Source organism: Massilia sp. AB1 (assembly GCF_018119385.1).
Classification (GTDB): Bacteria; Pseudomonadota; Gammaproteobacteria; order Burkholderiales; family Burkholderiaceae_D; genus Telluria.
The window spans coordinates 240,730-267,118 of the sequence record NZ_JAGKSG010000001.1 but is presented as its reverse complement, the minus strand read 5'-3'; the positions used below and the strand labels follow the sequence as shown (position 1 = coordinate 267,118).

Genomic DNA, 26,389 nt, shown 5'->3' with positions numbered 1-26,389 from the left:
GCAAAGCCGGCTCGGTAGCAAATAGTTGCCCTTACAAATTGATGACAATTCCTCTACATCTAGAGGGGGAATAAAAAAGGACGGCCGTCTACCATAATGCTTCATCAGGGATACCAGGTTTTCCGTTTGCCCACCTGATGCGCGAGTGTCGGTGGGTTTTTTTATTCAGGAGTGGCCGGGCGGCAGCCCGCCCGGCCCTCGTTCCGATGGACGTCGTGACCGTGCAGCCCGAGGCGCCGGCGGAGTTCGTCGAAGACGTGTGGTACTTTGAAGTAACAAACTGGGAGAGTTCGGCTTGCTCGACGTAAAATACGCGGTTACCGAACTTTTCGACGATGTGAACATGAAAAAGCTATTCGCCCTGGTCCTGGCCGTCTCGGGCAGCGCAGCAAGCGCGCAGACGCCGACCACCAACCCGATGCCCGACGGCAGCCGCGACATGTATGTCGGGCTGGGCGCGATCTCGGCGCCACGGTATGAAGGCGCGGATAGCAGGAAGGTGTCGGCCTTGCCCCTGCTCCAGGTTCAATGGAGCCATGGCCTCTTCATTTCGGGTATGAGCGCCGGCATGCATTTGTCCGAGCGTCCAACGGTCGAGTACGGTCCCTTGCTGACACTGCATGCCAGCCGCGACGAATCCGGCCTCGGCGGCGAGATCGGCGCTTTCGAGAATTCGTCCCTGATGCCGAGCCTGATTCCGGAGCCGCTCTCGCGCAGCAGCGGCAATCCGCTGGTGGGCATGGACAAGATCGACGCCCGCCTGCAGGTGGGCGGCTTCTTCAATTACTACCTGGCGCCGCAGTGGCGCTTCACCAGCAGCCTGGTCTACGGCGCCGGCATCGACCGCGACGGCGTCCAGTTGCAGCTGGGCGCCCAGCGCCTGGCCGCCCAGATCACGCAGCACCACACGCTGTCCTTCAGCGCCGGCGCCACGGTCGCGAACCGCGCCTACAACCAGTCCTACTTCGGCGTCAGCCCGGCGCAGGCGCGCACCAGCGGGAATGCCGTCTACACCGCTGACAGCGGCCTGAAGGACCTGCGCCTCGGCGTGCGCTGGAACTGGGCGCTGACGCCTTCCTGGATGCTGACCAGCAATGTCCAGGTCCTGCGCCTGATGGGCGACGCACGCCGCAGCCCGCTCGTCGAGCGGCCCAACCACCTGACGGTTTCGACCGCACTTGCCTACCGGTTCTGATCATGCGATCCGCCTCCATCACCGCATGCGCTTGCCTGCTCCTGACGGCCCTCCCGGCCGCGGCGCAGTCGCAGTCGTTCGCGGGTGAATGGGTGAGCTACCGCGACGCCTACCGGACGATGGTGCTGTTCGACAAATACGGCGGCGCCAAGAACCTGCTGCAGAACCATCTGCAGGTGGCGCCGAAGGAAAAGGGCGTGCTGGGCGAGGGCCTGCAGCTGGTCCTGAACGGCAAGACGGTGCAGACCAGCCTGCCGCTCGACGCGAGCGGGCGCGGCACGCTGCCGCTGCTCAAGGCCGCCTACGACGAGAACGCGGTGCTGGCCCCGAACCGGCGCCTGGGCGGCTTCACGATCCGTCCACGGGTATCGCTGGCGCCGCGCGCCGACGGCGCCTACGAGGTGGCCGAACTGCGCAGCGCCTGCGAACAGGCGCTGGGCTTCGCGCGCTACGCCGATGCGTCGGCGCGCTCGCGCCAGTGCGCCGGCGTGCGCCTGGTGTTCCCGAAGAAGGGGGCGGAGGCCGCGGTGCGCCTGCGCCGTCCGGATGGCGGAGAACAGGTCCTGCCGGTGACCCACGGTCCCGCCTTCATCGGCGACCTCGACGACGATTTTCCGATCGTCGTCTACCGCTTCGGCGCCGCCGAACGCGCCCAGCTCATCAGCTACAACGCGCCGCTGGCCATCGTGCCGCTGTTCGAATAAGCGGCCTTTCCGTTCCTTGAGAGAGAAGCGGCGCCTAGTGCCCGTCATTACCGTCCGGCGGCGGTTCGTTCATGCCCAGGGGCGCCGCAGGCTTGCGCAACGCCCCGCGCGCAAGAATGCGCTGGATGGTGAAGTCCGGGATATTCACGTCCGCCAGGTAGCGTTCCGCATAGGCGTCGCCGAAATGTCTTTGCAGGCGAATGCCGACCTCGATCAGGGCCTGTCGGTGCAGATCGCGCCGGCGCTCGCATGGAGAACTCTCTGTCATGGCCGCTTCCTTATGGTCCATGTTGCCCGTATTGCTCTATAATTTAGAGCAGTGCGAGCAGCATAGCACTTTTGGTTGTATATGCATAGTAACCGGCGAGCAGTGCGCGGTGGTGATGCGCGGCTTGCAATCCTGAAGACTTTAGCTGGCAGAAGCTGAACCCGGATGATCGCACTTCATCGCATTACCGACGCCAACCTGATTTCGGCGCGTTGCTACGGCATTGAACTGGACCTCGACGGACCTTGCGAACAGCTCGCGTCCAGGGTGCGCCGCGGAACCAGGATGGCGTGGAATGCCGCGGACGAGCAGCGCGAGCTGTTCCGCCAGGAGCGGATGTTCCGGGCCATCATCCTGCACGCCTGGCCGGAACCGGACGATCCCGTGGTGCTGGAGCTGCGCGCCCAGGCCCGGCTGGGACTGGCGCACGTCGACCTGCTTACAGGCCGGCGCCGCTCCTGGCACCCACCGGAATGCGCATCAGGATGAATTTGGCCGTGTAGAGCACAATCATGGTGCCGACGAAATCGCCGGTGGCCATGACCAGGAATCCCGACAGCAGAGGCCGCTGAGGCTCGGCGAAGGCGAACCACAGGTGATGCAGCAGAGGGCTGGCAAGGGAAAAGGCGAGCGAGCAGATCAGAAGGCGCTTCGGCGTCAGGTTCTGCAAGGTGGCGAGCAGGCCCCAGTGGCGCTGCATGATGCGGTATACGAGGTAGGGCGCCGCGCTCGCGAGGATGCCGCCGATGAAGGAACGGATCATGTCGTCCGGGAAGAAATACAGGAAGCAGACCGCCCACGAGACCAGCAGCAGGCCGATCGCGCCGGCGCCGCCGAAGAGCAAGGTGCAGAGCAGCCGGACACCGGCGGGCAGGTAGATCCAGTTGATGCCGCTGGCAAATTCCAGGCGGGTGAAAAGCAGCTCGTTCAGTGCGAGTGTGGCGATGAAAAGCACGATTGTCGCGGCAATCATCGCAAGGTTCAATTTCAGTTGGCTCATGCCTGTTTTTCGTTGGAGTAAAATGACATGCCTGCCGAATACAGGTTATGAGCTTAGCGTAAGTCGATGTGCTGCTGCAACCAGGAATCGAGATTTGATGAAGAAGGTACGTCCTGCCGATATTTATCTGCGTTTTTTGCAACTGACCGAAGCAATACGCGGACTGCCGACCCTGCCGGAACTGGATCCGCTCGAAGAGCGCATCCTCAACATCGTCGCGCGCGCCCAGCAGGAGCAGCTGCGCCTGTCCGTGCGCGACATGATGGCCAAGCACGAGCTGGGCGCGCCCGCCACCGTGCATGCGCGCCTGAAATCCATGCGCGAGAAGGGCTGGATCATGCTGAGCGACACCGACGACGCCCGGCGCAAACAGATCGAGCTGACCCAGGCGGCGCTCCAGCATTTCGACCGCCTGTCGCAGTGCATGCTGCGCGCCACCGACGGCAAGATCCAGGGCTGAGGCGCGCGAGCTTCTATCCCGGGAAAGCGTGCAGGCCAGGCGCCGCCGCATTGGCCGGTCCGGGCGTCCGGCCGACATTCATGACCCAGCACACCATCACGAAATAGCCGGCCAGCGCGGTCAGCTCCACGGCGCCGTCCTGGCCGAAGCAGGCGACGGCTTCCGCATAGGTCTCGTCGCTGACCCCGTGCCTGAGCATCAGCTCGGCGACGAAATCGGCGGCGCAGGCTTCTTCAGCCGCCAGGCCGCGCGGACGCCGCCCCGCCGCCAGCGCCGCGATGGCCTGTTCCGGCACGCCGGCCTTGATCGCCAGGGGCGCATGGGTCTGCCACTCGAACTGATTCCCCGTCTCCCGCGCCACGACGCAGATCGCGAGTTCGCGGATATTGTCTGTCAGCTTGCCCTCGAAGCGCAGCGCTTCCCCGGTCTTGCCGATGCGCTCCATCAGCGCCGGCGTTTGCAGCAGCGGGATGAAGGGACCGAAGATCGCCTTGCGCGGGCCGTTGATGATGGAATCCGCCGCCGCCCGCTGCGCCTCGCTCATGGCCTCGCGGTCGGGAATGGGCAGGCGCTGGGACGCCGAGGCGCCGAAACCCTGGGCAGTTGCGTTGAGTTCGGTAGCTTGGTTCATGGATGCTCCTTAATGAGAGTGGAATGGCTTGCTTCGCGCCACAGCCAGATGGCGCTGAGGATCAGGCCGGCTGCTGCGAGCGTCAAGGCAGTGTGCAGGGCGGCCGGGGAATGGGCGGTGAGATAGCCGATGGCGCCGGAGACGACCGGACCCATCAGCTGGCCGAAGGCGAAGCCGGCGGTCATCCGCCCGAGGATGGCAGCGGCGTTGCCGTGGACGCGGTGGCGGGCTTCCTGCATGCCCACCATGGTGATCACCATGAAGGTGCCGCCGACCAGCAAGGCGGCGACGACGACGCCGGCCAGCGACACCCACAGCGCGGGCAGCAGCACGCCGGCCGCCATCACGACATGGGCGCCGGCCCACACCTTCAGGCGATTCGCCTTGTGCAGGCGCCAGGACACCAGCACCGTCGACAAGGCCGCGGCCAGGCCGAACACGGGCCAGGCCCAGCCGAAGTTGGCGGGGTCATCCACCAGCTGGCGCGCCAGTGCGGGCAGATACGTGGCCGGAAGGATGTATCCGAAACCAAACAGGGTGTAGCAGGCAATCAGGCCGCCCGTGCGTACCGCAGACGTACGCGATGCGGCGTCCGGCGCGGGCGCCGCCGCGGCAGGGGCGGGCACGGGCAGGCGCCTGCTGGCCGCCAGCGGAAGGATCACAGCGACCGCCGCCAGCAAGGCCAGGTCGACCCACATCGCCTGCGAGGAGATGGCGGAGCCCGCCAGTGCGAGACAGAACAGGCCGGCCGCGGCGATGCCCAGGCCCACGCCCGCGAACATCAGCCCCGCCAGGTGGGCGCGGCCGGCGGCGGCCAGCCAGCCCAGGCCCCAGGTGCTGGTCGCGACCAGGGTCCAGGCGCTCAGTACGCCGGCAAGGAAGCGCAGGACTGCCCAGGCCGGCAAGGAAGCGGTCCAGCCGATCGCCGCCGTGACCGCTACGGTGCCGGCCAGGCCGAGTGCGAGCAGGGTTTCCGCTCTCAGGCTCAGCCTGGACGCGAGCATGGCGCCCACCAGGTAGCCAAGGTAATTGCTGGCCGCGAGCAGGGCGCCGGCTTCGCTGTCGAGCAGGCCATCCCTCACCATCAGGGGAAACAGCGGCGTGAAGGCGAAGCGGCCGATGCCCATGGCCACCGCCAGGGAGAGGACGGCCGCCGTGCACACCAGGAGGGCGGTGCGCCCGGAGGGCAGGCTTGAGCTGAGAGTGGAACTGGTCATGGGCTCTATTACACCTTGTTTGCCCATGAAAGACTAATGAATAAATGTGGAGTACCATTCTCCATATGAGAACGATCGATCTGGAATCCCTTGCCATCTTCCGCACCGTGGTCGAGGAGGGCGGCGTCATCCGGGCTGCCGAGAAGCTGCACCGCGTGCCGTCCAACGTCACCACGCGCATCCGCCAGCTGGAGGATTACCTCGGCGTACGCCTGTTCCGCAAGGAAGGGCGCTCGCTGACGCTCTCCAGCGAGGGCGAGATGCTGCTGAACTATGCGCTGCGGCTCCTGAGGCTGGCGGACGAGACGGTCAATGCGCTGCGCAGCGGCAAGCCGCAGGGGACGTTCCGGCTCGGCTCGCTGGAAAGCACGGCGGGAAGCCGGCTGGCGCCGATCCTGTCGCGCTACCATGCCGAGCATCCGGGGGTGGTCGTGGAACTGGTGACCGGGACCACGGGCGCCCTCATCAACCGGGTGATGCAATACGAGATCGAGGCGGCCTTCGTGTCCGAGCCGTTCACGGCGCCCGAGCTCGAATCCACCGTGGTGTTCCGCGAGGAGCTGGTGCTGGTCACGTCCAAAGAGGTGCGCAGCGTCCGGACCGCGCGCGACCTGGGGCGCAGCACGATGATCGCCTTCGCCCATGGCTGCTCGTACCGCAAGCGCCTGGAAGACTGGCTGGGCGGCGACAATGTCATGCCCGAGCATGTGCTCGAATTCGGCTCCTACCAGGGCATGATCGCTTGCGTGGCCGCGGGGACTGGTTTTGCGATCATGCCCAAGTCGGTGCTGGCGGCGCTGCACGCGACCGGCAAGGTGAGCCAGCATCCGCTGCCGGAACGCTTCGCCACCAACCGCACGCACCTGGTGTGGCGCGGCGAGCGTTCGCTGGCCCTGGACCGGCTGGTCGAGGTCCTGGCGCTGGAGGCGCCCGGCGCCGAGGAAGGCGTCCTGATCGCCGCCTGAGTCAGTTCCAGGCGGAGGGCGAGAACAGGTAGCCTTCGCCCCACACCGTCTTGATCTTCTCCGAATCCACGTCGTCGAACTTGCGGCGCAGCTTGGAGATGCAGTTGTCGATGCTGCGGTCCAGGCCGTCGAACTCGATGCCGCGCATCTTTTTGAGCAGGGCGTCGCGCGACAGCACGCGTCCGGCCGCCTCCGCCAGCACCAGCAGCAGCTTGTATTCGGTATTCGACAGCACGCAAGGCTGGCCGCGCCATATCACGCTGCGGTCCGAGGTGGCGATACGCAGCGCGCCGAACTGCAGCACCCGGGTGTCGCCGCCGCTCTTGGCCTGGGTGCGGCGCATCAGCGCGCGCAGGCGCGCCAGCAGTACGCGTGGCTGCACCGGCTTGTTGACGAAGTCGTCGGCGCCCTGTTCGAGGCCGGAGACTTCATCGTAGGAATCCTCGCGCGCCGTGAGGATGAGGATGGGCACTTCCGACAGTTCGCGGATCTGGCGGCACACCACCATGCCGTCCAGGCCGGGCAGCATCAGGTCCAGCACGACCACGTCCGGGCTGAGTTCCTTGAAACGGCCGAGGGCGGCGTCGCCGCGCGTCACCAGATCGACCGAAAATTCGTAGCCAGACAGGTATTCCGTGACGAGCTCGGCCAACCGCGCGTCATCTTCCACCAACATCACTCGGTACATGCGTTTCTCCTTGGGTCTGCCATTGTATAAGACCGTCCAGGGAAAAACATACCCTCCCCAAAGGGGTGACATTTGATTACAGATTCACGACAAATTCATGCGGGCCGCTTAGCGAATGTCGTTGACTTCCCGGAGCAGGGTGCGCCAGTCGGTGTTGTACAGCACGCCCACAAGGCGGCCGAACCCGGAGGTGGGCAGCACGCGCTGGCGCACGACCTCGTTGTGCTCGGCCGAATCGGTGCCCACATAGACGGTCATGAACTGGATGTCCGAGCGCGGCCGCGTGACGTCGATCAGGTTCGGGTTCACTACCTGGCGACCGGAAGCGTCGCGCACGTACAGCGGCCGCTCCGTATTCGGGATGACGAACATGTAGCCGGCGCGCAGCACCGTCATGCCGTTCCAGGTGCCGAGCGGCGTGCGGCCGTCGAGCTCGTCGGTGTCGTTGACGCCGATGCGCAAGACGACGCCTTCGCCGGGGCTGTGGAAGGTCCCGTCGGGGAATTTATGCGTTTCGGGATCCTCGAGGCGGATCGGATAGGCCAGCAGGGTGGCCTGCCCGGCCGTCGCGTGGCGCATCGGGCCGCCGTTCGCATGGCCGAAGCCGCCGCCCGGCCGCAGGCTGGATCCGCGGATGCCGGCCAGCGCGGGGTGGGCCAGCACGCGCGGGAAGATCGCTTCGAGCTTGCGCTGCATGTCGGCGGTGCCCACGACCTTGCGGCTGCCGCCAAAGCTGAGCGGCTTGCCGATGACATGCCCGAGTGCGTCGCTGTCCGGCGTTGCGCCGCGCGTGCTGGCGTCGGGCCGGCTCCAGTAATCAGCCAGATAGTCGCCATACAGGATCGTGCCGTCCTCGAAACGCATGCGGGCTGCGCGTGGTGCGGCGGTCGGGGCGGGATAGCTGACGGCAGCGCTTGCCATGGTGGGCGCCGGGCTTTGCGCGGAGCTTGGCGCGGATGCCGTCGCGCTCAGGTTCTTTGCCGTCTGCTGGATCGCGGTGTTGGCCGCCTGTTTCGCCAGCTTGTTGAGCCAATCGTTGGCGCTGGCCGGCAGCGATGCGAGCAGGGCGGGCATCAGGGCGAGTCCGGAGAGAAGTCGATGTGTCATGGTCGGGGTGAGCGGTGCCGGAGGCCGGATGGCGCCCGTGCATTCGGTCAGTCAATGTAGTGGCGCGGACGGTACGGGACTAGCCCCCTGGGTGGGGGCAGAGCGGAATCCGGGATGTCATGTTCCTGTCACATTCCTGGCTTACGCTGATCCTGCCGATAACAATCACAAAGGAGGCAACATGAACTGGCTGATCAATCTGCGCGTCAAGCGCCACCTGCGGACGTCGCGCTACAGGACCGCGCTGGCGGAGTTGCCGCCGGGGCTGGAGGCCGCGTGGCGGCACGGCGCATCGACCGAGTTTCCGGGCATCCCAAGGGATGCCCTTTTTTTCGTCCGTGCGGCGGAAGGACTGCTGGGATTCTTCGACGCGCTCACCAGGCAGGGTGCGTCCTGCGCCTTGCCCTCGCTCGCGGCGGATTCGGTGTGGCATGCCTGGCTGGCGCACGACCCGATCGGACTCGAGCGCTTTTGCCGGCGTCACTTCGGCGCCGCGGTGCCGCACCTGGAGGCGGTCAGCCTGGAGCCGGGCGCGCTGGCCAGGGCCCTGGTGGCATGCCGGGCGCTGGACGGCATTCCCGTCCACGGTCCGGCGCTGCCGCGTCTCTTCACGCTGGATGCGCGACTGCGGATGCCGCGCGGTCACGGCTACTGGACGGAGCGCGGCGAGGTCGCCTACGCCCGGCTCGGCGCGAGCGGACGCAGGCTGGGGGTGGCGCGGCGCCAGCCCGAACTCTCGCTGGCGGCGCTGCTCGCGGCCGGGTTCATCAGCGAGGAAATCTACGCGGAGGCGCTGCGCCGGCGGGAAGACAATGGCGGCGATACCGGTTCCGGTACCGGTGACGGCAGTGGGGACTGCGACGGCGGAGGCGACGGCGGAGGGGATGGCGGGGGCGGATGCGGCGGCGGCTGCGGTGGAGGCGACTGAGGCCGTCCTTCGCCGGGCACAAAGCAATACGGCCCGCAAGGCGGGCCGTATCGTTCGCGCATCCTGTGCCGGGGCACAGGATCCTCAGGCCATTCAGGCCAAGTTCTGGTTGGCGAAGTCCCAGTTGGCGACGTTCCAGAACGCTTCCAGGAACTTGGCGCGGGCGTTGCGGTAGTCGATGTAGTAGGCGTGTTCCCAGACGTCGGCGGTCAGGAGGGCCTTGTCGGCGGTGGTCAGCGGGGTGGCGGCGTTCGAGGTGTTGACGATGTCGACGCTGCCGTCCGGCTTTTGCACCAGCCAGGTCCAGCCCGAACCGAAGTTGCCCAGGGCAGCCTTGTTGAACTCTTCCTTGAACTTGTCGAACGAGCCCCACTTGGCGTTGATGGCATCAAGGACCTTGCCGCTCGGTGCGCCCGAGCCGTTCGGGGTCATGCAGTTCCAGAAGAAGGTGTGGTTCCACACTTGGGCCGAGTTGTTGAACAGGCCGCCCGACGACTTCTTGATGATCTCTTCCAGGGGCATGTTCTCGTACTCGGTGCCCTTGATGAGGTTGTTCAGGTTGGTCACATAGGTCTGGTGGTGCTTGCCGTGGTGGTATTCCAGGGTCTCAGCCGAGATGTGCGGCTGCAGGGCATCCTTGGCGTACGGCAGTGGCGGCAGGGTATGTTCCATGTTCTTTCCTTTGTTGGTTGGACGGGTTTGTTCCGATAGCGGCGCTTATTCTAAACCGGATACCGCAATGTTGCATAAATGGCCTTGGCTCACTCGAGCACGCTCTGCACATGGGCCACGCCGACCTCGGCGCTGCCGCCGGCCAGGCGCAGGGTCAGGGTGTCGCGCGCATGGATGGCGGCCGGGTCGCGCAAGACCTGGCCCTTGGCGTCGCGCACGATGGCGTAGCCGCGTTCGAGCGTGCGCTGCGGATTCAGCAGTTCGAGCTGGGCCGCCAGCGCACCCAGGGCGTCGCGCCGCTGTTTGACCTGGCTGCACAGGCTCGCGTTCAGGTGGCGCTGGTCCGACAGCAGCTGCGCGCGCACCGCCCGGATATCGGGGCGGTGGCGCGCCCAGCGCTGGCGCAGCTGGGCCAGCACCAGGCCCTGGCGGTTGATCGGATGCTGGGCCGCGTGGGTCATGGCGGTCGCCATCGACAAGAGCTTGAGGCGCTGGTGGCCGATGCGGTCCGACGGGCTCAGCAGACGGCGGCTGAGGCTGTCCAGGCCCTGGCTGGCGTCCGACAGGGTGCGGCGCATGGCGCGGCGCAGGTCGAGCGCGTCGGCCTGGAGCGAGCCGATCCAGTCGGCGCGTGGCGTGGCGGCCAGCTCGGCGGCGGCGGTCGGAGTGGCGGCGCGCATGTCGGCGGCGAAGTCGGCGATGGTGAAGTCGGTTTCGTGGCCGACGCCCGAGATCACGGGAATGCTGCAGGCGGCGATGGCGCGCGCCACGCATTCCTCGTTGAAGCACCACAGGTCTTCGATCGAGCCGCCGCCGCGGCAGACCAGCAGCACATCGGCCTCGGCCCGGCGCGAGGCGGTGGTGATGGCTTCGGCAATCTTGTCCGCCGCGAACTGCCCCTGGACCGGGGCGGGGTACAGGATCACGCGTACATGCGGCGCGCGGCGGCGCAGCGCGGTCAATACGTCGCGCAGCGCGGCCGCCTGGGGACTGGTGACGATGCCGATGGTGCGCGGGAACAGGGGCAGGGCGCGCTTGCGATCCTGGTCGAACAGGCCCTGGGCGGCCAGCTTTTCCTTCAGGCGCAGGAAGGCTTCGTAGAGCTGGCCGACGCCGGCGCGGCGCATGGCCTCGACGTTGATCTGGTAGTCGCCGCGTGCGCCGTACAGGGTCACCAGCGCGCGCACCTCGACCTTGTCGCCTTCGCGCGGGGTGAAGCCGGCCATCTGGGCGCGGCTGCGGAACATCACCGCGCGTACCTGGGCGGCATCGTCCTTGAGCGTGAAATACCAGTGGCCGGAACTGGCGCGCGTGAAGTTGGAGATTTCGCCGCCAATCCAGACCAGTGGAAAACTGCGTTCGAGCAGGCGCGCCACCTGCTGGTTCAGGGCGGTGACGGTCATCACCGGCGGGGCGGTGTAGGCGGGATCGGCATCAGGCGGGCGTTGCATAGGAGTCGTGGCGTGGTGGCGGGAGCAAAGCTGATGCTTATGTCATATCTTGGCAAAATCGACAAGCCCTGTCGTTCAATGGTGTGCGGAAAACTACTAGTTGCTGCTTTTCAATGCATTTTATTGAAACCCTTTAAATTCAAGGGCTTGCGATGCGATATTCACACATGAGGGTGGTTTTATCCACAAAATCTGTGGGGAACTCATGCATAAGACCGAAGACTGCGCGGGATTTGGGCAGGGTAGGGTGTTCCCTTTTGGATCAAGCACTTAGGAGCCCGTAGAGTAGCTTACCCACGTGCTTGTCCACAAAATCTGTGCATAGCCGAGCTCATGCGGCCTGGGCAAACGCCGAACTTGCGTGGGCGACGCCAGACTGCACTGCCGTGCTTAAAAATGATGCTTGGAAACTTTGTTGAGTAAAATCAATAGCTTAACAGGTGGAAAGTATCCTTGCTCACAATGTTGTCCACAAAACATGTGCACAAGCTAGGGCTGGGGCCGCACTAAACATCGTCTGCCAGTGCGCTGCCTCGCCTTGGGCACGCGGAAATGCTCGCTTGGGACAGGCATGAGGACATGCCTGCTTTTTGAGCACCGCAGTACGAATTGATTAAAATCAATGACTTAAACATGAAAACATGCGCTTTCTCACATTCTTATCCACAAAAAATGTGCACAGCCAAATATTGCATGTGAGTAACGCTCGGAAGGCGAACAAATCGGGGATCCAAACCCTTCCAGGCAGTGGAAATTGTGCATAGGGCCGCTTTGCTCAAATATTGAGCTATGAGTTTTTTATGATCTAGATCAAGTACTTAAGCATAAAAATGGAGCCTTAATCACATTCTTGTCCACAAAAAATGTGAGGAACCACACAGAGGTGGAAGAGAAGTACAGCTGTCCGGAGCTGCCTGTTTTTTAACCGCGTGCAAATTATTGAGCCAAATCAACAGCTTAGTACTTGCTAGGAGGCATTGCACACAATTTTGTCCACAGAATTTGTTCGTAACTACAAGAACTATTGGTTCGGCAAACCGAGGCGGATCAACTTGGTTCGCAGCCGGGCAGTGAGTCCTGAGCCTGCCATTTTCTTGCGCAGGATCAGAAAGTCCTTATGAATCAAGGGGCTTAGGTTTGACGGGACCCCTTGCGCACAATTTTATCCACAGAAGTTGTGCAGAACTCTACTTGCCGCAAAGCTGGCAACTTGCTACATTGCCGAGTGATTTTTCTCAACATAGGAGTTTCTCTTGCTCGCCATTTTTCAAGCTGCAGGCTGGCCGATCTGGCTCTTGCTGATCGCGTCGATCGTTGCTGTCGCCCTGATCGTCGAACGCCTTATCTACCTGCGCCGCGAGAAGATTCTCCCGAAGCAGTTGCTCGATGATGTGATCCGCGTCTATCGGAGCGGCAAGGTCACCCCGGATGTGGTGAACACCCTGGAACAGAATTCGCCGCTCGGCGCGGTGCTGGCCTCCGCGCTGCGCAACGTCGACGCGCCGCGCGACGTGATGAAGGAATCGATCGAGGAAGCGGGCCGCGGCGTCGCCCACGGCCTGGAACGCTTCCTGACCACGCTCGGCACCATCGCCTCGCTCGCGCCGCTGATGGGCCTGTTCGGCACCGTGGTCGGCATGATCGAGATCTTCGGCGCCCAGAGCCCGACCGGCGGCAACAACCCCGCCCAGCTCGCGCACGGCATCTCGGTGGCCTTGTATAACACCGGCTTCGGCCTGGCGATCGCCATGCCGGCCCTGGTCTTCTACCGCCACTTCCGCAACCTGGTCGACACCTATGTGGTCGACATGGAACTGCAGGCGGTGAAGTTCGTCGACGTCGTGCACGGGTCCCGCAAATGATGAATTTCCGCCGCGGCCGCCGGCCCGAGGAACCGGAGATCAACCTGATCCCGTTCATCGACGTGCTGCTGGTGGTCCTGATCTTCCTGATGGTCTCGACCACCTACAGCAAGTTCACCGAGCTGCAGATCACGCTGCCGACCGCCGACGCGGAAAAGCAGCAGGAAAAGCCTTTCGAGATCAACGTCACCATCGACGCCAAGGGCAATTACACGGTCAACAACGTGCCGGTGTCCTTCCACAGCGTGGCGGGCCTGGCCCAGGACCTGAAGAACGCCGCGCGCACCCAGGAGGGCCAGGTGGTGGCCAGCCCGGTGGTGATCGTCAATGCCGACCAGTTCGCGATGCACCAGATGGTCATCAACGTGCTGGAAGCGGCGCGCCTGGCCGGCTACGACAAGCTGACTTTCGCGGCCCAGACCGGCGCCAAGAAGTAAACAGGGGAGGCCCCGCGCCTCCTGCATCCCATGGCATCCCGACTCGAATCGACCCTGACCCGCGCCTGGCTGCGGCGCGGCCCGCTTGCTTGCGCGCTGCTGCCGGTCTCGCTCCTGTTCCGCCTGCTCACCGCGCTGCGCGTGCGCCTGTTCCGCGCCGGTATCCTGGCCAGCGAGCGCCTGCCGGTGCCGGTGGTCGTAGTCGGCAACATCTTCATCGGCGGCACCGGCAAGACCCCGCTCACGATCTGGCTGGCCCGGGCGCTGCGCGCGGCCGGCCTGCGTCCCGGCGTCATCTCGCGCGGTCACGGCGGCAAGGAAAGCGCGCCGCGCGAAGTGACGCCGGGTTCGAGCCCGCTCGAGGTCGGCGACGAGCCGCTCCTGATCGCCGCGCGCGCAGGCTGCCCCGTCTTCGTCGGTCGCCGCCGCGCGGAAGCGGGCAGGGCGCTGCTGGCCGCCCATCCCGAGGTGAACGTCCTGATCACGGACGACGGCCTGCAGCACTATGCGCTGGCGCGTGACGTCGAGATCGTCCTGTTCGACGGCCGCGGCGTCGGCAACGGCTGGACCCTGCCGGCAGGCCCGCTGCGCGAACCGCCTTCGCGCCGCCGCGACGTGACGGTGGTGAACGCGCCCGAGATCACGCCGGCGCTGGCGCGCGCCGTCGGCGGCCGGCCTTTCCGCATGCAGCTCGAAGGCGGCGTGGCCGAACCGCTGCCTGGAGGCGCCTCCGTTCCCCTGGCCAGCCTGGCCGGAAAACGCCTGGTGGCCGCCGCAGGCATCGGCAATCCGGGCCGCTTCTTCGCCATGCTGCGCAGCCACGGCCTGGCCTTCGCGGAGCTGCCGCTGCCCGACCACCACGACTTCCTCGACCGCCCCTTCGACGGCATCGACGCCGATGTCATCCTGATCACGGAGAAGGATGCAGTAAAATGTCGGCAACTTGATAACCTGAAGGACGACCCGCGGCTGTGGGTCGTGCCGGTGACGGCGCAGCTCGATGCTGCGCTGGCCGAACAAATCGTGGAGAAATGTCGTGGACGCTCGACTGCTTGATATCCTGGTCTGCCCGCTGTGCAAGGGCCCGCTCGAATACGATAAGAAGGCGCAGGAACTGACCTGCCGCCCTGACCGCCTGGCCTACCCGATCCGCGACGGCATCCCGATCATGTGGGCCGACCAGGCTCGTCGCATCGAACCCACCTGAGCCGCGGCATGAGCTTTACCGTCATCATCCCGGCGCGCATGGCGTCGACCCGCCTGCCGAACAAGCCGCTGGCCGACCTCGGCGGCAAGCCGATGGTGGTGCGCGTGGCCGAACGCGCGCGCCTGTCGGGCGCGGCCCGCATCATCGTCGCCACTGACCACGAGGACATCGCCGCCGCCTGCGCCGCCCATGGCGTGCATGCGGTGCTGACCCGCCCCGACCACCCCTCGGGCACCGACCGCATCGCCGAAGTGGCGCTGGTACTGGGTCTGCCGGAGGACGAAGTGGTGGTCAACCTGCAGGGCGACGAGCCGCTGATCGACCCGAGCCTGCTGGCGGCATGCGCCGCGCGCATCGGCGAAGGCGTGCCGATGGCCACCTGCGCCCACCCGATCGACCAGGCCGACGACGCCTTCAACCCGAACGTGGTCAAGGTCGTGCTCGACAAGCAGGGAAGGGCGCTGTACTTCTCGCGCGCCACCATCCCCTGGCACCGCGACGCCTTCGCCCAGTCGCGCGACGGCCTGCCGGCCGGCTACGCGCCGCTGCGCCATATCGGTCTTTACGCCTATAGCAATGCCTTCCTTCAGGCCTATCCCAAACTGGAGAGCTCGCCGCTCGAACAGATCGAGGCCCTGGAGCAGCTGCGCGTGCTGTGGCATGGCTACCCGATCGCGGTGCACGTGACCGACAGCGCCCCGCCCGCAGGGGTCGATACCCCTGAAGATCTGGTTCGCACGCGCCTGCATTTTGCGTCTTGATCCTGCGCGCAAGACGCCTTCAAGGCGTCTGCGCTGCGTCAACTTTTGTTGCCGGCGGAAGGCCGCAAGGTGGCGTTGATGCTGACTTTTGTGGTAACTTTCGTGTCAAGCTAGTCAGATATGCATCACGCGCGATCGCTCGCACCTCACTATTCCACACATCCATTAGAACACTAGGAAACTCATGCGTCTCATTCTGTTAGGAGCACCCGGCGCCGGCAAGGGCACCCAGGCCAACTTCATCAAAGAGAAGTTCAACATCCCGCAAATCTCGACCGGCGACATGCTGCGCGCCGCGATCAAGGCAGGGACCGAGCTGGGCCTGGCTGCCAAAAAAGTGATGGATGCGGGCCAGCTGGTGTCCGACGACATCATCATCGGGCTGGTCAAGGAGCGCCTGAAGGAAGCGGATTGCGCCAACGGCTACCTGTTCGACGGCTTCCCGCGCACCATCGCGCAGGCGGACGCCATGAAGGACAGCGGCGTGAACATCGACTACGTGCTGGAAATCGACGTGCCGGACGACATGATCGTCGAGCGCATGTCGGGCCGCCGCTCGCACCCGGGTTCGGGCCGCGTGTACCACGTCAAGTTCAACCCGCCGAAGGCCGAAGGCGTCGACGACGTGACCGGCGAGCCGCTGGTCCAGCGCGACGACGACAAGGAAGAGACCGTCAAGAAGCGCCTCGAGGTGTACCACAACCAGACCGAAGTGCTGCTGGGCTACTACAACAAGTGGGCGCAGTCGGGCCTGCCGGGCGCGCCGAAGTACCGCAAGATCTCGGGCGTGGGCCCGGTCGAGCAGGTGCGTGAGGCGGCGTTTGCGGCGCTGGCCGAGTAAGCGTTTTTTCGCTTGATGACAGGAGCGGCCCGATGGGCCGCTTTTGTTTTTTGGGTGATTCGACGAACTTGGGTTCCGGCCTCCGCCGGAACGACGGCATTAGGCGCGGGCCAGGGGAGGCATTGTCGGCATATCGTAGGGTTGGCAGGTCTCATGCCAACGCGTTCAACGCACGCCTAATGCTTCCTCGATCGCCTTCGTCAGCGATTCCTTATCTGAATCCCCCGGATACCGCTGCCCGTTGAAGAAAAAGGTCGGCGTCCCCGTCGCCCCGACCCGCGCAGCGTCTTCCGCATGCTCGCGCACCTTGTCGCGATAGCGCCGGTTCTCGACATCCCGCCTGAAGCGCTCCATGTCCAGTCCGATCTGCTGCGCCAGCAGCGGCAGGTTGGCTGCGTTCAGCTGGCGCTGTTGCTCGAACAGGGCGTCGTGCATGGCCCAGAACTGTCCCTGCGCCGCGGCCGCTTCCGCCGCCTCGGCGGCCAGTCCGGCCAGCGGATGCAGGTGCTCGAGCGGCAGGTGCCGGTACACCAGCGCGATCCGGCCGTCGTGCCGCTCCTGCAGGTCGGCCAGGGTCGGGCGCGCCCGGCCGCAATACGGGCACTGGAAGTCCCCATACTCGATCACCACCAGTTCCGCATCGCGCATGCCGCGCAGATGGTCGTTCGCCGCCGCTGTTACCTGCTCGCCCATTGCCGCTCCGTTCTCCCAAACTTACGTACAGCTACTCGATGCTGCTTAAAGTTGGCCATACAGTTGGGTTCCTGCTTCATAGGGGCCGGTTTCACTTTGCGCTCGGGCGCAAGGCCAGCGCCTTCCCCTCCACAGGCAGTCACGGTGGAACTCACCGCAAGCCAACTCAGTTTCATTGGCATGTAGACGTAGCGCAGCAAGACACTACGAGCTTCGGCTACAACGTTCGAACTGAGTGCTTCTGTATGACTAATCAAAAATGAATAAGTTTCGCGCGAACTGTTAGAACCCTGCGGCATGTCGCCGCGCAATCATGTGAGAATGTGTTTCGTGTGCGCCGTGCCCGCCTGGGCAGGCCGATAATGGGTTCACGGTCATCAAGCCCACGAGGAGAACCATGAACCATTCTAGCCATATCCTCCTGCTTGCCGTCGCACTCTCGGCGGCCGGCATCGTCCAGGCCCAGGCGACGGGGGGCGCGTCCCAGGAAAAAGAGAAGGCGCGCGCGACCGGCCCGACCTACGGGCCCGTGCTGAATCCCCAGGCGGCGCCGTCGCCCCAGCCCATCCCGGCTGCCGATGCCCGGCCCCAGGCCCAGGAAGAGCGCGCCGCGCCGGCCCAGCAAGCCCGGCAGCGCCAGGACGAGCCCGATCCCTCGGCCCGTCCCGCACCCCAGCCGCCCCAGCCGGAACCCGGCCAGAAGGCCCAGCAAGCGCCCAAGAAGGATCCCAAGGCCAAGCCTGCGCCGCGGCGCCCCGGCGCCCAGCAGCGGATCGAGCCGACGGCGCGCATCACAGCACCTTCAAGCCAGCCTTACGCCCGCGTCCCCGTCCCGGTCGCCCCCGCGCCCACACCGGGCGCGCCAGGCGGCGCCCAGATCAGCACCTGCCAGGGCAACGTCTGCACCGATGCCAGCGGCACCTCCTACGCGACCGGCGTGGGCAACGCGGCCGTGAACAGCAGCGGCCGGCTGTGCAACCGCAACGGGACCGTGATGCAGTGCTTTTGACAAGAACATGGTTTTTCCGGGCAAAAGTTCGCTACAATGCCGCTGCTTGACGTTTACGTAAAGGTCAATCGCGCGACACTGAGCGCGGACCGGCGTCATATGAACTTTTACAAGGGAAAACCATGCAAATTCAGAACAATGTGTTCATCGTCACCGGTGGCGCGTCGGGCTTGGGAGCGGCCACTGCGCGCATGATCACGGAAGCCGGCGGCAAGGTCGTCATCGCCGACGTGCAGGCCGAAGCGGGCGCCGCCCTGGCGGCCGAGCTGGGCGGCCAATTCGTCAAGTGCGACGTCACCTCGGAAGCCGACGGCCTGGCCGTGGTCGCCGCCGCGACCGCACTGGGCACGCTGCGCGGCCTGGTCAACTGCGCGGGCGTGGCGCCGGCAGTCAAGACCGTGGGCAAGGACGGCCCGCACCCGCTGGACGCCTTCCAGCGCGCGGTGAACATCAACCTGGTGGGTACCTTCAACATGGCGCGCCTGGCCGCCGATGCGATGGGCAAGACCGAAGCCGGCGAGTACGGCGAGCGCGGCATCATCATCAACACCGCCTCGGTCGCGGCCTTCGACGGCCAGATCGGCCAGGCCGCCTATGGTTCGTCCAAGGCCGCCGTCGCCGGCATGACCCTGCCGATGGCGCGCGACCTGGCGCGCAGCGGCATCCGCGTGATGACCATCGCGCCGGGCATCTTCGAAACCCCGATGCTGATGGGCATGCCGCAGGAAGTGCGCGACTCCCTGGGCAAGATGGTGCCGTTCCCCCCGCGCCTCGGCATGCCGAAGGAATACGCGCACCTGGCCAAGGCCATCATCGAGAACGTGATGCTGAACGGCGAAACGATCCGCCTGGACGGCGCGATCCGTATGCAGCCTAAATAAGCTGTTCTGTAAGCAACCGGCAATTGTTGTACGATGCCGGGGTAGCGGGCGCGGCCAATCATGGGGCATCCCATATTGCGCGCCCGCCTTGCTTTTGGAGAGCCGATTTGAACCGATTCACACTGATTACCATCGGCCTGGCACTGGCCGGCGCCTTCCAGTCTCCCGTCCACGCACAGGACACCCGCCAGGCCGCACCGGAAGCGGCCACCGGCTACCAGGACAAGGCCGGCTGGCCCGCGAAAAAATACATGGTCGCCGCCGCCAATCCGCTCGCGGTGGACGCCGGCTACCAGATCCTCAGGAAGGGCGGCAGCGCCATCGACGCCGCCATCGCCACCCAGCTGGTGCTCACCCTGGTCGAGCCCCAGTCCTCTGGCATCGGCGGCGGCGCCTTCCTGGTCCACTATGACGGCAAGCAGGTCCAGGCCTTCGACGGCCGCGAGACCGCGCCGGCCAGGGCCGACGAGCGCCTGTTCCAGCGTCCCGACGGCAAGCCGCTCTCGCGCGTCGAGGGCATCGTCGGCGGCCGCTCGGTAGGCGCGCCCGGCGTCTTGCGCATGCTGGAGCTGGCGCACCGCCAGCACGGCAAGCTGCCCTGGAAAGCCCTGTTCGAGCCGGCCATCCGCCTGTCGGAACGAGGCTTCGCCGTCAGCCCGCGCCTCAACGGGCTGCTGAGCTACGACGCCCACCTGCGCAAGGACCCGGTGGCCGCCGCCTATTTCTACGACCCTGCCGGCCGTCCCTGGCCGGTCGGCCACGTGCTGAAGAACCCGGCCTTGGCCAGGACCCTGCGCGAGATCGCCGAGGGCGGCGCCGACGCCTTCTACAAGGGCCACATCGCGCGCGACATCGCCGCCAAGGTGGCGGGCCACCCGACCAACCCGGGCCTGCTCACGGCGGCCGACATCGCCGGCTACCAGCCGAAGGTGCGCACGCCGGTCTGCAGCGACTATAGGACTTACACCATCTGCGGCATGCCGCCGCCGTCCTCGGGCGGCATCGCGGTGGCCCAGATGCTGGGCATGTTCGAGACCATGGACATGAAGGCGCTGGCGCCGGCCAATGGCGTGCCGGGCCCGCAAGCGGTGCACGTGTTCTCCGAAGTGGGGCGCCTGGCCTACGCCGACCGCAACCGCTACGCCGCCGACACCGACTTCGTGCCGCTGCCGGGCAAGGGCATCGCCAGCCTGATCGACAAGTCCTACCTGGCGCGGCGCGCCGCCCTGGTGGGCCAGCGCTCGATGGGCGAAGCGCCGGCCGGCACGCCGCCGGGCATGGAAGTGGCCGCGAAGTGGGGCACCGACAACGCCATCGAAACCCCGTCCACCTCGCATGTGGCGGTGGTCGACGGCTACGGCATGGGCCTGGCGATGACCACCACCATCGAGGACGCCTTCGGCTCGCGCCAGATGGTCGACGGCTTCATCCTCAACAACCAGCTGACCGACTTCTCCTTCGATGCGCGTGACGCCAACGGCCCGGTGGCCAACCGCGTCGAGGCGGGCAAGCGCCCGCGCAGCGCGATGTCGCCGACCGTGGTGTTCGACAAGAAGACCGGCAAGCTGGCGCTCACGGTCGGCTCGCCCGGCGGCCCGGCCATCATCAACTACGTGGCCAAGGTCCTGGTCGGCACCCTCGACTGGGGCCTGAACGTCCAGCAGGCGATCGCGCTGCCCAACTTCGGCAGCCGCAACGGACCGACCGAGCTCGAAGCGGGGCGCTTCCCGCTGTCCACCGTCGAAGCGCTGCAGGCGCGCGGCCACAAGGTGCGCCAGAGCGAGCAGACTTCGGGCCTGCAAGGCATCGAACGCCTGAACATCCACGGCGTGCCGCTGTGGTTCGGTGGTGCGGATCCGCGACGCGAAGGCGTTGCAAAAGGGGATTAAATGCTGACGAAATGGCACTTATTTCCCTATAGCTAGTCTTTGTTTGCTAAGCTTGGCGGGGTGGACAGTAAAGAAAAAACCGGGCTCATCCTGACTGGGGGCGGCGCACGGGCCGCTTACCAGGCGGGCGTATTGCATGCGGTCCGGCAGATCCTGGTGGAGGCCGGCCGCACCGCCCCCCAATCCCCCTTCGACATCATCTGCGGCACCTCGGCCGGCGCGCTCAACGCGACCGCCCTGGCGTGCCGCGCCGACGATTTCGCCGACGGCGTGCGCGGCCTGCTGTCGGTCTGGGAAAACGTGGCCGCGCACCAGGTCTACCGCGCCGATTCGCTGGCCGTGCTGCGTTCAGGGGCGCGCTGGCTGTCGCTGCTGTCCTTCGGCTGGCTGCTGCGCAAGTGGCACGCTTCGCCGCCCCAGTCCCTGCTCGACAACACCCCGCTGGCCGGCCTGCTGCACCATGCGCTCGACCTGCCGCGCCTGGATGCGGCCCTGGCGGACGGCGTACTGCACGCGCTGGCCATCACCGCTTCGTCCTATAGCAGCGGCCACCACCTGACCTTCTACCAGAGCGCCGCCCAGATCGAGCCCTGGGTGCGTCACCAGCGCATGGCGCTGGCCACCCAGATCGGGGTCGAGCACCTGCTGGCATCGAGCGCGATTCCCTTCATCTTCCCGGCCGTGCCGCTCTACCTGGCGGGCCGGCGCGAGTACTGCGGCGACGGTTCGATGCGCCAGCTGGCTCCGATCGCCCCCGCGATCCACCTGGGCGCCACGCGCGTGCTGGTGGTCGGCGCCGGACGCATGACCGAGCCGGCGCGCGAAGAGGTCAACAGCGGCGGCTATCCGAGTCTGGCGCAGGTCGCCGGCCATGCGCTGTCCTCGATCTTCCTCGACAGCCTGGCGGCGGACGTCGAGCGCCTGCAGCGCGTCAACCACACGCTCGGCCGCATCCCCGACGAGGCGCGCGCCGCCATGCCGCTCAGGCCGGTCAAGCTGCTCGTGATCGCGCCCAGCGAGCGCCTTGACGACATCGCCGCGCGCCACACCCAGAGCCTGCCGCCGCCGGTGCGCACCCTGCTGGGCGGGATCGGCGCGCTGGAATCGCGCGGCTCGGCGCTCGCCTCCTACCTGCTGTTCGAGGCCAGCTACACGCGCGAGCTGATCCGCCTGGGCGAGCACGACACGCTCGCGCGCCGCCAGGACGTCCTGTCCTTCTTCGCCCCATGACGGCCTGCCTGCGACTGCTGCTGGTGCTGGCGGCCTTGTTCTGCGCCGGGTTCGCGCACGCCGGGCCCGAGCCGACCCTGCGCTTCGACCACCTGTCGGTGCACGACGGACTGCCGCAGGAATCGGTGCTGTCCATCGTCCAGGACCGCGAGGGCTTCATGTGGTTCGGCACCCAGTCCGGCGTCTCGCGCTTCGACGGCTACCGCTTCACCAACTACCGCAGCGAGATGGGCAAGCCGAACAGCCTGGCCAACAACTGGGTGCGGATCCTGCACATCGACCGCCATGGCCAGCTGTGGCTGGGCACGGACGGCGGCTTGAACCGCTTCGACCCGGTGACGCGCAGCTTTACCCTGTTCGTGTCCAACGGCCCGGCGCGGCGCGGCAACGGCAACCGCCACATCAAGGCATTGATCAGCGACGGCGCCGACGGCCTGTGGATCGGCACCGGCGACGGCCTGCAGCACTTCGACATGGTGAGCAAGCGCTTCACCAGCTGGCACAGCGAGCCGGGCGCCGGCTCGCTCAGCGACGACGGCATCAACGCGCTGGCGCTGGACGCCAGCGGGCGCCTGTGGATCGGCACCGCGGCCGGCCTGGACAGCTTCGACCCCAAGCGCAAGCGCTTCGAGCACCACGGCGCCGGCCTGGGCAAGCGCGACGCCCCGGTGCACGCGCTGATGGTGGACAGCGAACAGCGCCTGTGGGTGGGCCGCTACGGCGGACTCGAACGCCATGCGCTGCGCGGCGAGGACCAGGGCAAGGTGCGCCGCTACCGGCCCGAGGACGGCATCGGCCGCTTCTGGATCACTGCGCTGTACCAGGAAGAGGGCGGCACGATCTGGGCCGGCACCCACGACGACGGCCTGTTCCGCTGGCGCGAGGGCGGCGACCGTTTCGACCCTTACCGCAACAGCGTCACCGACCGCCGCAGCCTGGCGGACAACTTCGTCTCGGCCCTGTACCGCGACCGCGTCGGCACCTTCTGGGTGGGCACCTGGTATGGCGGCGTCTCGCGCACCGACCTCGAAAGCGGCGGCTTCGCCCGCATCGTCGCCCGTCCGGGCGAGCCCGACTCCCTGGCCGACAGCAAGGTGCGGGTGCTGCTCGAGGACGGCAACCGGCTGTGGGTCGGCAGCGTCACGGGCCTGAGCAACCTCGATCCGGCCACCGGGCGCGCCGTGGTCTACCGCCACGACCCGGCCAATCCGAACAGCCTGATCGACGCCCCGGCCACGGCGCTGGCGCGCGACCGCGACGGCGTGCTGTGGGTGGGCAGCCGCACCGGCGTCACCGGCTTCGATCCGCGCACCAAGCGCTTCCGGCGCAAGGTGCTGCCGGGCGACGCCGACTCCAACAACGTGCGCGGCATGCTGGCCGCGCGCGACGGCTATGTGTGGATCACCACGCGCGGCGGCCTGCACCGGCTCGATCCCGTCACCCAGGACGTCGTCAGCTACCGCCACGACGCCAACCGCATGGCCAGCCTGGCCGACGACATCACCCGTCCCCTGCTGGAGGACCGGCGCGGCCGCTTCTGGGTCGGGACCTTCGACGGCCTCGACCTGCTCGACCGCAAGAGCGGGCGCTTCCGCCACTTCCGCCACGACCCCTACGACAAGAACAGCCTCAGTCACGACGAGATCCACTACCTGCTGGAAGACAGCCGCGGCGACATCTGGGTCGGCACCGCGGGCGGCCTCAACCGCATGATCACGGCCGCCGACGGCTCGGTGCGCTTCGTGCGCTACACCGCGCGCGACGGGCTGGTGGACGACGCGGTCGCCGCCATGCTGGAAGACGCCGACGGCCGCATCTGGGTCAGCACCTCGAGCGGCATGTCCTGCTTCGACCCCAAAAGCGGGCGCTTCCGCAACTACACCTCGGCCGACGGCATCACCGACGGCGCCTTCTTCGACGCCTCGGCCCTGCGCGCCTCCGACGGCACCCTGTACTTCGGCGGCTTCAACGGCATCACGGCCTTCGATCCGAGCGCCATCCGCGACAACCGCACCGCGCCGCGCGCCGTGATCACCGGGCTGCAGGTGTTCAACCGCCCGATCGAGCAGGCCATGCCGGGCCTCCTGACCCGCCCGGTGGAGCAGACCGACCAGGTCACCTTGCCCGACGAAGCGGCCGTGCTGACCCTGGAATTCGCGGCCCTGCATTTCGCCGCGCCCTCGCGCAACCAGTTCGCCTACCGCCTGGACGGCTTCGACCAGGGCTGGGTGCTGACCGGCGCCGACAAGCGCTTCGCCACCTATACCAACCTGGAGCCGGGCACCTACGTGTTCCGCGTGCGCGCCGCCAACAAGGACGGGGTCTGGGGCGAGGACGTCGCCGCGCTGGCGCTCACCATCGAACCGCCGCCCTGGGGCACCCCCTGGTTCCGGATCGGCGCCGCGGCCCTGTTCTGCGCCGCCGTGTACATCGGCCTGCGCATGCGCCTGGAAGGGCTGCGCCACCAGAAGGAACGCCTCGAGCGCCAGGTGGGCGCGCGCACCGAGCAGGTCGAGCACCAGAACCGCGTGCTGGAACGCCAGACCCAGGAACTGCGCGACCAGGAGCGGCGCGTGCGCGCCCAGACCAACGAGCTGCAGAACGCTTACCGCGCGCTGCAGGAGAACGAGGAATTCCTGCGCCAGGCCAAGCAGCGCGCCGAGGATGCGACGCGCCAGAAGTCCGAATTCCTGGCCAACATGAGCCACGAGATGCGCACCCCGCTGGCCGGCGTGATCGGCATGCTCGGCTTCGCGCTGCGCGACGGCGCACTCAAGGACGCCACGCGCGACCAGATCCTGCGCGGCCAGGCCAACGCCCAGGCGCTGCTGGCGATCATCAACGACCTGCTCGATTTTTCCAAGATCGAGGCGGGCAAGCTGAGCATCGAAAGCATCGACTTCGACCTGCACGCGGCCATCACCAACGTGGCCAGCCTGTTCCAGGAACAGGCGGCGGCCCACAGCCTGGACTTCGCGGTGAGCCTGGGCGAGGAGCTGCCGCGCTTCGTGGTGGGCGACCCGACCCGCCTTCGCCAGGTGTTGGTCAACCTGGTCGGGAACGCGTTTAAATTCACCAGGTCGGGCGGGGTGCGGGTCGAGGTCGAGCGCCGCGCCGAAGATCAGCCGAAAGGCGAGGGAGCAGGTCAAGGCGGCCACATGATCCGCTTCACGGTGCGCGACACCGGCATCGGCATCCCGGCCGCCGCGCTGCCGCGCCTGTTCCAGAAGTTCGAACAGGCCGACACCACCACCACGCGCCGCTACGGCGGCACCGGCCTGGGCCTGGCGATCTGCCGCCAGCTGGTGGAGCTGATGGGCGGCACCATCGGCGTCAACAGCACCGAAGGCAAGGGCAGCGTGTTCAGCGTGCTGCTGCCGCTGGCGGACGGCGTCGAGCCGCCCCAGCTCGAGCAGCTGGCGCGCGCGCCGCACAGCCACCGCCTGCGCATCCTGTGCGCCGAGGACTTCCCGACCAACCAGATCATCGCGCGCCTGATGATCGAGGAGATGGGACACCAGGTCGACGTGGTCGCCAACGGCGCCGAGGCGGTGCAGGCCTGTTCCCGCACGCGCTACGACCTGGTCCTGATGGACGGGCGCATGCCGGAGATGGATGGCGCCACGGCGACCCGCCTGATCCGCGCCGGCGGCACCATGGAGTCGCCGGCCATCGACCAGCATGTGATGATCGTCGCGCTCACCGCCAACGCCACCAGCGAGGACCGGGCGCGCTACCTGGCCTGCGGCATGGACGCCTTCCTGACCAAGCCGATCGACGAAGATGCGCTGCACTACCAGATCGCGCGCGCGATCGAGCGCCAGCAGCAGCGCGGCCTGCCGCTGACGCCGATGCCGGCCCACGACGCCTCCAAGGCGGCCGCGCCCCCGGTGCGCGAAAGCGTGGCGGCGCTGGCCGAGCTGGATGCGATGTTCGGCGTGACGCCGGAAGCTGCGGTTGCGGCGCCGGCGCCGGCCGCGGCCAACCCGGGACGGCGCGCCAACGACCTGAGCGCCCGCCTGCGCGCCGCCTTCGCCGCCGACTTGCCGCGCCGCCGGGCGGAGCTCGACGCCGCCATCGACGCCGGCGACTTCGACACCGCCGGGCGCGTCCTGCACGGTCTGCGGGGCAGCGCCAGCCACCTGGGCGAGAGCGCGATCCAGCAGCTGTGCGCCGAGCTGGAAGCGGCCGCCGATGCGCGCGACGCAACGCGCCTGCGCGCGGGTCTGCCGCGCCTGGCCATCCTGTTTGCCGGATTCGCTACGGGGCAGGCGTGAAGCCCGGCCCGAGCTT

The 26,389-nt window shown here is 66.8% G+C and carries 26 protein-coding genes; 17 read left to right on the top strand and 9 right to left on the bottom strand.

The window, feature by feature from the left end; translation table 11 throughout:
* Positions 1-343 precede the first annotated feature (343 nt).
* Both J8847_RS01200 and J8847_RS01195 read left to right on the top strand, forming a co-directional pair.
* Positions 344-1,195 (top strand): MipA/OmpV family protein, encoded by an 852-nt coding sequence (locus J8847_RS01200; protein ID WP_211522844.1) that lies wholly within the window; start codon positions 344-346, stop codon positions 1,193-1,195.
* A gap of 2 nt (positions 1,196-1,197) precedes the next feature.
* Positions 1,198-1,899 carry a hypothetical protein gene (locus J8847_RS01195; protein WP_211522843.1) on the top strand — a complete coding sequence of 234 codons (702 nt, stop codon included), beginning with the start codon at positions 1,198-1,200 and terminating at the stop codon, positions 1,897-1,899.
* A gap of 34 nt (positions 1,900-1,933) precedes the next feature.
* On the opposite strand, the gene J8847_RS01190 is transcribed toward J8847_RS01195, so the two are convergent.
* Positions 1,934-2,167, bottom strand: a complete 234-nt coding sequence (locus J8847_RS01190) for a hypothetical protein (protein WP_211522842.1) — start codon at positions 2,165-2,167, stop codon at positions 1,934-1,936.
* Between the two features lie 165 nt (positions 2,168-2,332).
* On the opposite strand from J8847_RS01190, the gene J8847_RS01185 reads away from it, so the two are divergent.
* Positions 2,333-2,656: a hypothetical protein gene (locus J8847_RS01185; RefSeq protein WP_211522841.1), complete on the top strand. Its 324-nt coding sequence runs from the start codon at positions 2,333-2,335 to the stop codon at positions 2,654-2,656.
* Here the strand turns inward: J8847_RS01185 and J8847_RS01180 are convergent.
* Positions 2,607-3,167 (bottom strand): hypothetical protein, encoded by a 561-nt coding sequence (locus tag J8847_RS01180; RefSeq protein WP_211522840.1) that lies wholly within the window; start codon positions 3,165-3,167, stop codon positions 2,607-2,609. The two genes, J8847_RS01185 and J8847_RS01180, sit on opposite strands and share 50 nt — an antisense overlap.
* A gap of 97 nt (positions 3,168-3,264) precedes the next feature.
* On the opposite strand from J8847_RS01180, the gene J8847_RS01175 reads away from it, so the two are divergent.
* Positions 3,265-3,627 carry a winged helix-turn-helix domain-containing protein gene (locus J8847_RS01175; protein WP_211522839.1) on the top strand — a complete coding sequence of 121 codons (363 nt, stop codon included), beginning with the start codon at positions 3,265-3,267 and terminating at the stop codon, positions 3,625-3,627.
* A 13-nt stretch (positions 3,628-3,640) separates the two neighbouring features.
* On the opposite strand, the gene J8847_RS01170 is transcribed toward J8847_RS01175, so the two are convergent.
* Entirely contained in the window at positions 3,641-4,258 is a 618-nt protein-coding gene (locus tag J8847_RS01170; protein ID WP_211522838.1) for a carboxymuconolactone decarboxylase family protein, read from the bottom strand.
* Positions 4,255-5,475, bottom strand: a complete 1,221-nt coding sequence (locus J8847_RS01165; protein WP_211522837.1) for a YbfB/YjiJ family MFS transporter — start codon at positions 5,473-5,475, stop codon at positions 4,255-4,257. The genes J8847_RS01170 and J8847_RS01165 overlap by 4 nt, the downstream gene beginning before the upstream one ends.
* A gap of 65 nt (positions 5,476-5,540) precedes the next feature.
* Between J8847_RS01165 and J8847_RS01160 the strand changes: the two genes are divergently transcribed.
* Positions 5,541-6,440, top strand: a complete 900-nt coding sequence (locus J8847_RS01160; protein WP_211522836.1) for a LysR family transcriptional regulator — start codon at positions 5,541-5,543, stop codon at positions 6,438-6,440.
* Position 6,441: 1 nt separating this feature from the next.
* Here J8847_RS01160 and J8847_RS01155 read toward each other — a convergent pair whose 3' ends face one another.
* Both J8847_RS01155 and J8847_RS01150 read right to left on the bottom strand, forming a co-directional pair.
* Positions 6,442-7,128, bottom strand: coding sequence for a response regulator transcription factor (locus J8847_RS01155; protein WP_211522835.1), 687 nt, complete (start codon positions 7,126-7,128; stop codon positions 6,442-6,444).
* A 108-nt stretch (positions 7,129-7,236) separates the two neighbouring features.
* Positions 7,237-8,202 (bottom strand): hypothetical protein, encoded by a 966-nt coding sequence (locus tag J8847_RS01150; protein WP_211522834.1) that lies wholly within the window; start codon positions 8,200-8,202, stop codon positions 7,237-7,239.
* Positions 8,203-8,416: 214 nt separating this feature from the next.
* On the opposite strand from J8847_RS01150, the gene J8847_RS01145 reads away from it, so the two are divergent.
* Complete coding sequence (locus J8847_RS01145; protein ID WP_211522833.1) at positions 8,417-9,163, top strand: hypothetical protein; 747 nt, start codon at positions 8,417-8,419, stop codon at positions 9,161-9,163.
* 93 nt (positions 9,164-9,256) lie between these two features.
* Here J8847_RS01145 and J8847_RS01140 read toward each other — a convergent pair whose 3' ends face one another.
* Both J8847_RS01140 and xseA read right to left on the bottom strand, forming a co-directional pair.
* A complete protein-coding gene (locus J8847_RS01140) occupies positions 9,257-9,835 on the bottom strand; it encodes a superoxide dismutase (protein ID WP_211522832.1) in 579 nt (192 codons plus the stop codon).
* A gap of 89 nt (positions 9,836-9,924) precedes the next feature.
* A complete protein-coding gene (xseA, locus tag J8847_RS01135) occupies positions 9,925-11,286 on the bottom strand; it encodes an exodeoxyribonuclease VII large subunit (protein ID WP_211522831.1) in 1,362 nt (453 codons plus the stop codon).
* A 1,253-nt stretch (positions 11,287-12,539) separates the two neighbouring features.
* Here xseA and J8847_RS01130 point away from each other — a divergent pair.
* The 6 genes from J8847_RS01130 to adk all read left to right on the top strand — a co-directional run bounded on the left by J8847_RS01130 (position 12,540) and on the right by adk (position 16,394).
* Positions 12,540-13,148, top strand: coding sequence for a MotA/TolQ/ExbB proton channel family protein (locus tag J8847_RS01130; protein WP_211522830.1), 609 nt, complete (start codon positions 12,540-12,542; stop codon positions 13,146-13,148).
* Positions 13,148-13,585: a biopolymer transporter ExbD gene (locus tag J8847_RS01125; RefSeq protein ID WP_211522881.1), complete on the top strand. Its 438-nt coding sequence runs from the start codon at positions 13,148-13,150 to the stop codon at positions 13,583-13,585. The genes J8847_RS01130 and J8847_RS01125 overlap by 1 nt, the downstream gene beginning before the upstream one ends.
* A 30-nt stretch (positions 13,586-13,615) precedes the next feature.
* Positions 13,616-14,641 carry a tetraacyldisaccharide 4'-kinase gene (lpxK, locus tag J8847_RS01120; RefSeq protein WP_211522829.1) on the top strand — a complete coding sequence of 342 codons (1,026 nt, stop codon included), beginning with the start codon at positions 13,616-13,618 and terminating at the stop codon, positions 14,639-14,641.
* A complete protein-coding gene (locus tag J8847_RS01115) occupies positions 14,622-14,792 on the top strand; it encodes a Trm112 family protein (protein WP_211520764.1) in 171 nt (56 codons plus the stop codon). The genes lpxK and J8847_RS01115 overlap by 20 nt, the downstream gene beginning before the upstream one ends.
* Before the next feature lie 8 nt (positions 14,793-14,800).
* Positions 14,801-15,553 carry a 3-deoxy-manno-octulosonate cytidylyltransferase gene (gene kdsB / locus J8847_RS01110; protein WP_211522828.1) on the top strand — a complete coding sequence of 251 codons (753 nt, stop codon included), beginning with the start codon at positions 14,801-14,803 and terminating at the stop codon, positions 15,551-15,553.
* A gap of 184 nt (positions 15,554-15,737) precedes the next feature.
* Complete coding sequence (adk, locus tag J8847_RS01105; protein ID WP_211522827.1) at positions 15,738-16,394, top strand: adenylate kinase; 657 nt, start codon at positions 15,738-15,740, stop codon at positions 16,392-16,394.
* Positions 16,395-16,559: 165 nt separating this feature from the next.
* Here adk and J8847_RS01100 read toward each other — a convergent pair whose 3' ends face one another.
* A complete protein-coding gene (locus tag J8847_RS01100; protein WP_211522826.1) occupies positions 16,560-17,087 on the bottom strand; it encodes a DsbA family protein in 528 nt (175 codons plus the stop codon).
* A gap of 397 nt (positions 17,088-17,484) precedes the next feature.
* Here J8847_RS01100 and J8847_RS01095 point away from each other — a divergent pair, with 397 nt between their 5' ends.
* The 5 genes from J8847_RS01095 to J8847_RS01075 all read left to right on the top strand — a co-directional run bounded on the left by J8847_RS01095 (position 17,485) and on the right by J8847_RS01075 (position 26,373).
* The gene (locus tag J8847_RS01095; protein WP_211522825.1) at positions 17,485-18,096 is read left to right on the top strand and encodes a hypothetical protein; all 612 of its coding nucleotides are present in this window, start codon (positions 17,485-17,487) and stop codon (positions 18,094-18,096) included.
* A gap of 122 nt (positions 18,097-18,218) precedes the next feature.
* Entirely contained in the window at positions 18,219-18,977 is a 759-nt protein-coding gene (locus tag J8847_RS01090) for an SDR family NAD(P)-dependent oxidoreductase (protein ID WP_211522824.1), read from the top strand.
* 107 nt (positions 18,978-19,084) lie between these two features.
* A complete protein-coding gene (ggt, locus tag J8847_RS01085) occupies positions 19,085-20,866 on the top strand; it encodes a gamma-glutamyltransferase (RefSeq protein WP_211522823.1) in 1,782 nt (593 codons plus the stop codon).
* 60 nt (positions 20,867-20,926) lie between these two features.
* Entirely contained in the window at positions 20,927-22,096 is a 1,170-nt protein-coding gene (locus tag J8847_RS01080) for a patatin-like phospholipase family protein (RefSeq protein WP_211522822.1), read from the top strand.
* A complete protein-coding gene (locus tag J8847_RS01075) occupies positions 22,093-26,373 on the top strand; it encodes a hybrid sensor histidine kinase/response regulator (RefSeq protein ID WP_211522821.1) in 4,281 nt (1,426 codons plus the stop codon). The genes J8847_RS01080 and J8847_RS01075 overlap by 4 nt, the downstream gene beginning before the upstream one ends.
* Positions 26,374-26,389 lie beyond the last annotated feature (16 nt).